General features: G+C 68.8%; 6 protein-coding genes. All 6 read left to right on the top strand.

All coding sequences use genetic code 11. The features are described from left to right. Positions 1-41 precede the first annotated feature (41 nt). The 6 genes from V7E46_RS21210 (at position 42) to V7E46_RS21235 (ending at position 10,600) form a co-directional block, all read left to right on the top strand. The gene (locus V7E46_RS21210) at positions 42-1,697 is read left to right on the top strand and encodes a glycoside hydrolase family 27 protein (protein WP_333769884.1); all 1,656 of its coding nucleotides are present in this window, start codon (positions 42-44) and stop codon (positions 1,695-1,697) included. A 143-nt stretch (positions 1,698-1,840) separates the two neighbouring features. Further along, positions 1,841-4,249 carry a ricin-type beta-trefoil lectin domain protein gene (locus tag V7E46_RS21215; RefSeq protein WP_333769885.1) on the top strand — a complete coding sequence of 803 codons (2,409 nt, stop codon included), beginning with the start codon at positions 1,841-1,843 and terminating at the stop codon, positions 4,247-4,249. An 84-nt stretch (positions 4,250-4,333) separates the two neighbouring features. Beyond that, positions 4,334-6,316 (top strand): alpha-L-fucosidase, encoded by a 1,983-nt coding sequence (locus V7E46_RS21220; RefSeq protein WP_333769886.1) that lies wholly within the window; start codon positions 4,334-4,336, stop codon positions 6,314-6,316. 59 nt (positions 6,317-6,375) lie between these two features. Next, positions 6,376-7,869: an endo-1,4-beta-xylanase gene (locus V7E46_RS21225; RefSeq protein WP_333769887.1), complete on the top strand. Its 1,494-nt coding sequence runs from the start codon at positions 6,376-6,378 to the stop codon at positions 7,867-7,869. Between the two features lie 84 nt (positions 7,870-7,953). Continuing rightward, complete coding sequence (locus V7E46_RS21230) at positions 7,954-9,456, top strand: arabinofuranosidase catalytic domain-containing protein (protein WP_443054283.1); 1,503 nt, start codon at positions 7,954-7,956, stop codon at positions 9,454-9,456. A gap of 34 nt (positions 9,457-9,490) precedes the next feature. Further along, complete coding sequence (locus V7E46_RS21235) at positions 9,491-10,600, top strand: ricin-type beta-trefoil lectin domain protein (RefSeq protein ID WP_333769888.1); 1,110 nt, start codon at positions 9,491-9,493, stop codon at positions 10,598-10,600. Positions 10,601-11,048 lie beyond the last annotated feature (448 nt).

Here is an 11,048-nt window from a genome sequence, read left to right on the forward strand (position 1 = left end):
CCCCATGTCCCCCCGCCATCAGGTTCAGGAGTCAAGGAATCATGCCCCTGTTCAGTGCGCGAGCCAAGCGTTCGCCCCAGCCGCCAGCCACTCGGTCCCTCCGGAGGACGTTAGCGCTCACATTCTCCGTCGCCCTGCTCTCCGCAGCGGCACCCCTGGCCACCCTGGGCGCCGCGCAACCCGCCGCCGCACTGGGCAACGGGCTGGCGACGACCCCGCAGATGGGGTTCAACGACTGGAACGCCTACGGGTGCAACGTGTCGGAGTCGCTGATCAAGTCGACGGCGCAGGCCATGCACAGCAACGGGATGCAGGCTGCCGGCTACACCTACGTGAACATCGACGACTGCTGGCTGACCCACTCACGCGACAGCGGTGGGCACCTCGTGCCCGACCCCGCGAAGTTCCCCGACGGGATCAAGGGCACCGCGGACTACGTGCACTCCCTCGGCCTGAAGCTTGGCATCTACGAGGACGCGGGAACGGCGACCTGCGCCGGATACCCCGGCAGCCTGGGCCACGAGACCACCGACGCGCAGTCATTCGCGTCCTGGGGCGTGGACTACCTGAAGTACGACAACTGCAACAACTCCGGTGTGAACGCCCAGTCCCGCTACACCGCCATGCGCGACGCCCTCGCCGCAACCGGCCGTCCGATCCTCTACAGCCTGTGCAACTGGGGCCAGGACAACGTGTGGACCTGGGGGGCCGGCGTCGGCAACAGCTGGCGTACCACCGGTGACATCCAGGCCAGCTACTCCAGCATGCTGTCCATATTCCACAGCAACGTGGGACTGGCCTCCTACGCCGGGCCCGGGCACTGGAACGACCCGGACATGCTGGAGGTGGGCAACGGCTCGCTGACCACCACGGAGAGCCGTACCGAGTTCAGCCTGTGGGCGGAGATGGCCGCACCCCTGATCGCCGGCACCAACATCGCCTCGGCCAGCGCGGCCACCCTCTCCACGCTGACCAACTCCCGGGTGATCGCGGTCGACCAGGACCCGCTGGGCAAGCAGGGCACGATGGTCTCCTCGTCCGGCGGGCTGGACGTCCTGGCCAAGCCGCTGGCCAACGGCGACGTGTCCGTGGCGCTGTTCAACGAGACCGGGTCGACGGCGACCATCAGTACGTCGGCCGCCGCCATCGGAAAGACCGGTGCGTCGAGCTACAGCCTGACCGACCTGTGGTCGGGCGCGACGTCCACCACCTCCGGCACCATCAGCGCCTCGGTGCCCGCCCACGGCACGGTGATGTACAGGATCGCCGGCGGCACGAGCGGCGGCGGAACCGGCACGGGTACGACGGGTGCGCTGCACGCGGTGGGTGCGGGCAAGTGCCTGGACGTGCCGAACTCGTCCACCACGGCGGGCACCCAGGTGCAGATATGGGACTGCAACGGCCAGGCGAACCAGACCTGGACGCGGACGTCGCCGGGTCAGCTGGCGGTCTCCTCCGGTGGCGGCCAGCTGTGCCTGGACGCCTACAACAACCAGACCACCCCCGGCACCAAGGTGGAGATCTGGACCTGCAACGGGCAACCCAACCAGCAGTGGAGCGTCAACTCCAACGGCACCGTCACCAGCACCCAGTCCGGCCTGTGCCTCGACGTCACCGGCGGCTCGACGGCCAACGGCGCCCTGGCTGAGCTGTGGACCTGCAACAGCCAGTCCAACCAGCAGTGGTCTTTGAGCTGACCGGCTCACCTCGCGAGACTGCCGGGGCGGCGACCGACCGCCGTCCCGGCGCACGCCGGACCAACCGTACGCGGCGGCCAGGGGCGGGCGGCTCCCGCCCATCCGGCACCCTACCCGTTGCGCCTTTGTGAAAGGAACGCACTGTGTCAGCACTCAGCCGATTGTTCCGGCGAATGCGAGTCTCGACGGCCGTCCTCATCGGGCTCGTCATGGCCGCCGGCGGCATCGTGGGTACGGTCGCCGCGCCGGCCAGCGCCGCGACGTCGATCACGATCAATGGAGCGTCCGGCGGCCGGACTTTCGACGGCGTCGGTGCGATCAGCGGTGGGGGCGGCAACAGCCGGCTCCTGATCGACTATCCGGAGCCTCAGCGCAGCCAGGTCCTGGACTACCTGTTCCGGCCCGGTTACGGCGCCTCCTTGCAGATCCTGAAGGCGGAGATCGGGGGCGACACCAACTCCACCTCGGGGGCGGAGCCGAGTCATCAGCACACCAGGTCCGATCTGAACTGCAATCGGGGCTATGAGTGGTGGCTGATGGAGCAGGCCAAGGCGCGCAACCCGAACCTGAAGCTGTACGGATTGGCGTGGGGTGCGCCCGGGTGGATCGGCAACGGCAATTTCTGGTCCACAGATATGGTCAACTACCTCGTGTCATGGCTGGGCTGTGCCAAGCAGCACGGTCTGACGATCGACTACCTGGGCGGGTGGAACGAGCGGGGTTACAACGTCTCGTGGTACGAGCAGTTGCGGAGCGCGCTGAACTCCAACGGTTATTCCGGTGTCACGATCGTCGGGGCGGACTCGGACTGGTCCATCGCCAATGACATCGACTCCAACCCGACGTTCGCCGGCTCGGTGGGCGTGATCGGCACGCACTATCCGTGCGGGTACCGCTCGGCGCAGTCCAACTGCTCGGTGCCGGCGGCTGCTCTGTCGTCGGGCAAGCAGCTGTGGGCGAGTGAGAACGGGTCGGACGACTACAACGGCGGTGCGCAGGCGATGGCGCGGGGCATCAACCGGGGCTATATCGACGGGAAGATGACGGCGTATCTCAACTGGCCGGTCGTCGCGGCGGTCACGCCGAACCTGCCGTATCCCACGATGGGTGTCGCGCTGGCCTCGCAGCCGTGGTCGGGCTCGTACTCGATCGGGAAGAACGCCTGGGTGATGGCGCAGACGACCCAGTTCACCGCCCCCGGCTGGAAGTACCTCGACTCCTCCAGCGGATACATCGGCGGCAACCGCAGCAACGGCAGCTATGTGTCGCTGAAGTCCGCCAACAACTCGGACTACTCCACGGTCGTCGAGACGATGGACGCCGGCAGCGCCCAGACGCTGAACTTCACTGTCGCCGGCGGGCTGTCGGCCGGGACCGTGCACGTGTGGTCGACGAAGGTCAACTCCAGTAGCCAGGCAGACTACTTCGTGCACGCCGCGGACATCACTCCTTCCAACGGGAGCTTCAGCCTGACCGCGCAGCCCGGCTACGTCTACACGCTGACCACCACCATCGGCCAGGGCAAGGGCACCGCCACCGGGCCCGCCGCAGGCAGTCTGAGCCTGCCGTACAGCGATTCCTTCAACAGTTACGCGGCGGGTTCCGAGGCGAAGTACCTCATGGACTGGCAGGGCGCCTTCGAGACGACCGCCTGCGGAGGCGGCCGCAGCGGGATGTGCGAGCGCCAGATGAGCCCGCAGAAGCCGATCACCTGGGACGCGCTGTCCGATCCGCACGCCCTGCTCGGTGACGTGGGCTGGAGCAACTACACCGTCTCCTCCGACGTGCTGCTGGAGCAGTCGGGATACGCGGACCTGCTCGGCCGCGCGAACTCGCAGGACTACACGACGACGGGCGGGCTGAACGCCTACCACCTGCGGGTGACTGACGCGGGAGCGTGGTCGATCCTGAGTTCGAGCACCAACGGCACCACGTCCACCCTGGCCCACGGCACGGTGGCCGCCCTGGGCACCAACCGGTGGCACACCCTGGGTCTCACCTTCTCCGGTTCGACCATCTCCGCGGTGATCGACGGCGCGGCGGTCGGCTCCGTGAACGACTACAGCTTTGCCGGCGGACAGGTCGGCTTCCAGACCGCTCAGACCGAGACGGCCCAGTTCGACAACCTGTCCATCACACCCGGCAGCGGCGGCGCCGGCGGCGGCACCACGGCCACGATCGTCGGAGCCGGCTCGGGCCGGTGTGTGGACGTGCCGAACCAGTCGCAGACGTCCGGCACCCAGGTGGCGCTGTGGGACTGCAACGGCGGCGCCAACCAGCAGTGGACCAGCACCTCGGCCGGTGAGCTGCGCGTCTACGGCGGCGACTGCCTCGACGCCTCGGGCCAGGGCACGAGCCCTGGCACCAAGGTGGACATCTGGACGTGCACCGGCGGCGCCAACCAGAAGTGGACGCTCAACACCAACGGCACCATCACGGGCTCGCAGTCCGGCCTGTGCCTGGACGCCACCGGTGCGGGAACGGGCAACGGCACCCTGCTGGAGCTGTGGACCTGCACCGGCAGCAGCAACCAGAAATGGACACGCGGCTGATCCGCCGCCCTCCGGCCGACCGGGGATCCCGCAACAGCCGGGGTCCCCGGTCCTCCCCCCCGCCGATCTGCTGAGAGGCCCCCCATGTCCTCCTCACCCTTCCAGCCAAGCCGGCGTAGCCTGTTGGCGGCAGCCGGAGCAGCCGCTACTGCCGGGCTGCTGCGGTTCGCACCCGACGCCGCCGCGACCGACGGCCCCGGCAGCTACACCGCGAGCTGGTCCTCCGTCGACCAGCATCCTCCGGCGCCGGCCTGGTTCCAGGACGCGAAGTTCGGGATCTATTACCACTGGGGCGTCTTCAGCGTCCCGGCGTTCGGGAACGAGTGGTATCCGCGCAACATGTACATCGGCGGCTCGGCCGAGAACCAGCACCACATCGGTACCTACGGTGATCCCTCGGTGTGGCCGTACAGCAACTTCATCGACGGCGCCCGGGACAAGGCCGGCAACTTCGTGCAGTTCGCGCCCAAACTGGCCTCGCAGGGCGGCAACTTCGACCCCAGCGCGTGGGCGCAGCTGTTCAAGGCCGCGGGAGCGAGGTTCGCCGGGCCGGTCGCGGAGCACCACGACGGGTTCTCCATGTGGAACAGCTCGTCCAACCCGTGGAACTCGGTCAAGCACGGCCCCAGGCTCGACCTGGTGGGCCAGCACGCGCAGGCCATCCGCGGGCAGGGAATGAAGTTCATGGCCTCGCTCCACCACGCCTACCACTTCAACGGCTACTACGACCACGTGCCCTACCAGTCGGACGCGACCCTGCGCATCCTCTACGGGCAGCAGGGCTCGTCCGCGGAGAACCAGCTCTGGTACAACAAGCTGGCCGAGGTGATCAGCGGCTACCAGCCCGACCTGATCTGGCAGGACTTCGACCTGGGCCTGGTGCAGGAGTCCACCCGGCTGCAGTTCCTGGCGTATTACTACAACCAGGCCGTCGCCTGGAACAAGGACGTCGTCGCCACCTACAAGGACGGCTTCGACAACAAGGGGGAGGTCTTCGACTTCGAGCGGGGCGGCCCCGCGGGCCTGATGTCCCCCTACTGGCTGACCGACGACAGCATCTCCTCCTCCAGTTGGTGCTACACGGTGGGCATCGGCTACTACACCGCCCAGGCACTGCTGCACGCGCTGATCGACCGGACCGCCAAGGGCGGCACCATGCTGCTCAACATCGCCCCCATGGCCGACGGCACCATCCCCTCGGGGCAGCAGACGATTTTGCGCGCCATGGGCGACTGGCTCGGCCGCTTCGGAGAAGCCGTCTACGGCACGCGCTCCTGGTCCAGCTACGGCGAGGGCCCGACCGCGATGGGCGGCGGCTCCTTCAGCGGCCCCAAGGCCGGCACCGCCAAGGACGTACGGTTCACCCGCAGCCAGGACAACAGGATCCTCTATGCCACCGCACTTGGCTGGCAGGGCAGCACCATGACCATCACGACGCTGAACTCCAACCAGTTCACCATCAGCAGCCTGACCAGTGCCCAGCTGCTCGACAACACCGCAGGCAGCTACACCGACCTGCCTGCCCCCACGCAGGACGCTTCCGGGCTGCACCTGGCGATGCCCTCCTCCGGCGCACCCTTCAACGCGCTGGCGTACACGGTCAAGCTCACCTTCTCCGGCCAGATCCCCGCACTCGGCGGCGGTGGCACCGGGACCGGGTACGTCAAGATCGCCAACGTCACCAGCGGGCTGGCCCTCGACAGCGGCGGCAGCGTCGCCTCCGGCTCCAACCTCAAGCAGTGGAACTACGACGGCAGCACCAACCTCCAGTGGCAGCTCATCGACCTCGGCAGCGGCTACTACCGCATCGTCAACCGCACCAACGGCATGGTGGCCGACAGCTGGGGCAACACCGCCAACGGCGCCCCCGCCCGGCAATCCGCCTGGAACGGCGGCAACAACCAACAGTGGTCCCTCACCAGCCTCGGCAACAACCGCTACCAGATCGTCAACCGCGGCACCGGCACCGCCCTCGACGGCAGCGGCAGCACCACAGCCGGCTCCACCACAGTGATGTGGGCACCCAACTCCAACACCAACAACGAATGGACCGTCACCGGAATATGACCACACGGCGCGGTGTCGCCCACCGGCACCGCGCCGTCAGACCGACCGCAGGAGTCCGCATGTCCCCCCACACCCCCACCCACCGGCTGCCGCGTCTGCGGCCGGCCCGCTCGGGCGCTCTGGCCGCGGGTTTGGCCGTCGCCCTGGCCGGCGCGTCACTGCTCGCTCTCGGCACGGCCGGCCCCGCGCAGGCGGCGACCTCGCTGCGCAGCCTCGCCGAGGCGCAGAACCGCTACTTCGGCACCGCCCTCACCACATCCGACCTGGGCAACAGCAATGAGATGGCCATCTCCAACGCCCAGTTCGACATGGTCACCCCCGGCAACGAGATGAAGTGGGACACCACAGAACCCGGCAACGGCCAGTACAACTTCGGCCCCGGCGACCAGATCATGTCCTATGCCACGTCGCACAACATGCGCGTCCGCGGGCACAACCTGGTGTGGCACGCGCAGCTGCCGTCGTGGGTCAGCAACCTGCCCTCCAGCCAGGTCAAGGCAGCCATGGACGCCCACATCACCACCGAGGTCAACCACTACAAGGGCCGCGTCTACGCCTGGGACGTGGTCAACGAACCCTTCAACGGCGACGGCTCGTACGTCAACGACGCCTTCTACAAGGCGATGGGCTCCGGCTACTTCGCAGAGGCCCTGCGCACCGCCCACGCCGCGGACCCCGACGCCAAGCTGTACATCAACGACTACAACATCGAGGGGCAGAACGCCAAGAGCAACGCCCTGTACAACCTGGCCAAGACCCTGCTCTCGCAAGGAGTGCCGCTCGGCGGGATCGGATTCGAGAGCCACTTCATCGTCGGCCAGGTCCCGTCCGACCTCCAGGCCAACATGCAGCGCTTCGCCGCCCTCGGCCTGGACGTGGCCGTCACCGAACTCGACGACCGCATCCAGCTGCCGACCAGCAGCAGCTCCCTGCAGCAGCAGGCCACCGACTACAGCAACGTCACCAAGGCCTGCCTGGCGGTCTCGCGCTGCGTCGGCGTCTCGCAGTGGGGCGTGGACGACGCGAACTCCTGGATCCCCGGCACCTTCCCCGGATACGGCGCCGCGACGATGTACGACTCCAACTTCCAGCCGAAGCCGGCCTACAACGCCGCCGTCTCCGCCCTGGGCGGCACCACCGGCGGTGGTGGTACGGGTACGACGGGTGCGCTGCACGCGGTGGGTGCGGGCAAGTGCCTGGACGTGCCGAACTCGTCCACCACGGCGGGCACCCAGGTGCAGATATGGGACTGCAACGGCCAGGCGAACCAGACCTGGACGCGGACGTCGTCGGGCCAGCTGGCGGTCTCCTCCGGTGGCGGCCAGCTGTGCCTGGACGCCTACAACCACCAGACCACCCCGGGCACGAAGGTGGAGATCTGGACCTGCAACGGCGGGGCGAACCAGCAGTGGAGTGTCAACTCCAACGGCACCGTCACCGGCACCCAGTCCGGCTTGTGCCTGGACGTCACCGGGGGCTCGACATCCAACGGTGCCCTGGCCGAGCTGTGGACCTGCAACGGCCAGTCCAACCAGCACTGGACGTTCGGCTGACCCATACGCCGAAGGCCGCCCGGTAGGCCCTCGTGCCGACCAGGTGGCCGCCGCGTCCCATCCCCCCACCAAGGAGCCACACCCATGCTGTCTTCCCTCGTTCTCCCCGCCACCTGGCGGCCGCACAGACGGCGCAGCCCCTTCGCCGCGGTCGCCACCGTGCTGGCCCTGCTCGCCGCTGTCCTCACAGCCGTACTGATGACACCCGACACCGCACAGGCGGCGGCGGCGCCTCTGGTGGGCGCGGCGTCGGGACGCTGCCTCGACGTGAAGGGCGGTGATTCCACGGCCGGCACGGTGCTGGACATCTACGACTGCAGCAGCCAGTCCGGCCAGGCCTTCGAGTTCACCTCCTCGGGGCAGTTGCAGACGCTGGGCGGCACCCGCTGCGTGGACGCCTCGCACCAGCAGACCACTCCCGGCACGCCGGTGCTCATCTGGACCTGCAACGGACAGCCGAACCAGCAGTGGCGGCACAATTCCGACGGGTCGGTCACCGGCGTCCAGTCGGGGCTGTGCCTGGACGTGAACGGCGCGGGTACCGCGAACGGGACAGCGGTCATCCTGTGGACGTGCAACGGGCAGGGCAACCAGAAGTGGACTGCCTCGACCACGACGACGCCTCCTGCCGGCGGATCCCACGCGTGCGACATCTACGCCGCCGGCGGTACGCCGTGCGTGGCCGCACACAGCACGGTCAGGGCGCTCTACTCGTCCTACAGCGGCAGCCTCTACCAGGTCAGGCGTTCGTCCGACAGCGCCACCCGGAACATCGGGGTGGTCAGCGCGGGCGGCCCGGCCGACGCCTCGGCGCAGGACGCCTTCTGCTCCGGCACCTCCTGCGTGATCACCACGGTCTACGACCAGTCGGGGCACGGGAACAACGTGGGCTACCAGGGCCCCGGCGGTGTCGGAGGCTCGGACACCGCCGCGAGTGCGACCTCCGAGTCGCTGACCGTCGGCGGCTCGAAGGCGTACTCGCTGTACATCAAGCCCGGTAACAGCTACTGGCGGGACGGCCACCTGACCGGTGTGCCCACCGGCAGCGCACCCGAAGGCGCGTACATGGTGACCAGCGGTACGCATGTCAACAGCGGCTGCTGCTTCGACTACGGCAACAGCGAGACCGACCGCAGGGCCGACGGCGCCGGCGCCATGGACGCCATCTACTTCGGCACCAGCTGCTGGTTCGGCGGCTGCTCCGGCACCGGACCGTGGGTACAGGCCGATCTCGAATACGGTCTCTACTCCGGCGGCAGCCAGTCCTGGAACACCAACCAGCATGCCTTCACGAGCAAGTACGTCACCGCGATGCTCAAGAACAACGGCACGTCCAGATTCGCGATCAAGGGCGCCAACGCCCAGTCCGGCGGCCTGAGCACCCTCTGGGACGGGGGACTGCCCTCGGGTTACAGCCCCATGAAGAAGCAAGGGGCCATCATCCTCGGCAGCGGCGGCGACTGCTGCAACGGCAACACCAACCAGTCCCAGGGCACCTTCTACGAAGGAGCCATCGTCGCCGGCTACCCCTCGGACGCCACCGACAACGCCGTCCAGGCCGACATCGCCGCGGCCGGCTACCGATGACCCCCGTGTCCGCGCCCGATCGGAGCGTGAAGCGATGAGAAAACCACTGTCCGCCCTCCTGGTCGCGCTCGCCACCGGCTCGCTCGCCGCGGCCGCCGGCGTCACCGCGGCAGCCGCCACGCCGGCGGCGTCGACGACAGCCTTGACCGTGATGCCGCTGGGCGACTCGATCACATGGGGCGTCGGGAGCAGTACCGGCAACGGCTACCGAGGCCCGCTGCGCAACGAACTGGTGGCAGACGGCCATCCGTCGGACTTCGTCGGCACCCTGCGCAACGGCACGATGTCCGACCCGGACAACGAGGGGCACTCCGGGTACCGCATCGACCAGATCGCCGCCCTGGCCGACGCCGCGCTGGCCCGCTACCGGCCCAATGTCGTGACACTGGAGATCGGGACCAACGACCTCAACGGGAACTACCAGGTCTCCACGGCCACCGCCCGGTTGAAGTCCCTGGTCGACCAGATCACCGCCGACGTGCCCGACGCCACCGTGCTGCTGGCGTCGCTGATCGTGTCCACCAGCGCCGGCGAGGAGCAGCACCGAGCCGCCTACAACCAGGCCATTCCCGGCATCGTGCAGAGCGAGCAGGCGGCCGGCAAGCATGTCGGCTATGTGGACATGGGCGCCTTGACCAGCGCCGACCTGTCCGACTCCCTGCACCCCAACGACGGGGGCTACCAGAAGATGGCCGACGCCTTCCACCGGGGCGTCCAGGCCGCGGACAGTGCCGGCTGGCTGCACAGTCCGGTGTCGGCGGGTGCCCCGGTGGTGTCGGGCATCGCCGGGAAATGCCTCGACGTCAACGGCGGCAGCAGCGCCGACGGCACCCCGGTGCAGATATGGAGCTGCGACAACGCCCCGGCCCAGGCCTGGTCCGCCTATGCCGACGGCACCCTGCGCGCCGTGGGCAAGTGCCTGGACGCCACGGGGAGGGGCACCGCCAACGGCACCAAGGTGGAGATATGGACCTGCAACGGCGGGACGAACCAGGTCTGGCAGAGCTACAACGGCGGCTACCGCAACCCCGTCTCGGGCCGCTGCCTGGACGATCCCGCCTCGTCCACGGTCAACGGCACGCAGCTCCAGCTGTGGGACTGCAGCGGCAACGCCAACCAGAAGTGGACCCTCACCAGCGGATGACGTGACTCCTTTCCTCTGCCGTAAGGCAGCGGAGTCGCGCGGGGTTTCCTCCGCACTCCGCGACACCCCGCCGGGCGCCTCGTGGCGCCCGGCGGGCCCGGGGCCGCGGCGGCCGGATACGGCGTCGCGAGCCGCCGGCGGTGTCCAGGCCGGATGCCCGGGGCGGACTGATCAACGGCGTCCGGTGACCGTGGGGATCGCTGACCCCTGCCGTGCGGCGCTGCCTGATCGCACCTGACCTCGACCATCAAGATCACCGACAGAGTCAAGCTCAGGGTGGCTCCTGCCTGCTGCTCCCGAAGAGCGGCGGACGCCCGTTCACCGCCTGGGCCGCGGTTTTCGAGCGGACCTCGGGCGAGGCGGACGCATAGAGGCCGCGGGGGGGCCCCCCCCCCCCCCGGGCCCCCCCCCCGCCCGCGGGCAACAACCACGCGCCCCCCACCCCGCG

The sequence above is a fragment of the Streptomyces sp. IBSBF 2435 genome (assembly GCF_036815005.1).
Lineage (GTDB): Bacteria > Actinomycetota > Actinomycetes > Streptomycetales > Streptomycetaceae > Actinacidiphila.

Bases quoted from the DNA above. Each gene is read 5' to 3' on its own strand.
- V7E46_RS21235 (WP_333769888.1), top strand. From the start codon at position 9,491: ATGAGAAAACCACTGTCCGCCCTCCTGGTCGCGCTCGCCACCGGCTCG.
- V7E46_RS21225 (WP_333769887.1), top strand. From the start codon at position 6,376: ATGTCCCCCCACACCCCCACCCACCGGCTGCCGCGTCTGCGGCCGGCC.
- V7E46_RS21210 (WP_333769884.1), top strand. From the start codon at position 42: ATGCCCCTGTTCAGTGCGCGAGCCAAGCGTTCGCCCCAGCCGCCAGCC.
- V7E46_RS21230 (WP_443054283.1), top strand. From the start codon at position 7,954: ATGCTGTCTTCCCTCGTTCTCCCCGCCACCTGGCGGCCGCACAGACGG.
- V7E46_RS21220 (WP_333769886.1), top strand. From the start codon at position 4,334: ATGTCCTCCTCACCCTTCCAGCCAAGCCGGCGTAGCCTGTTGGCGGCA.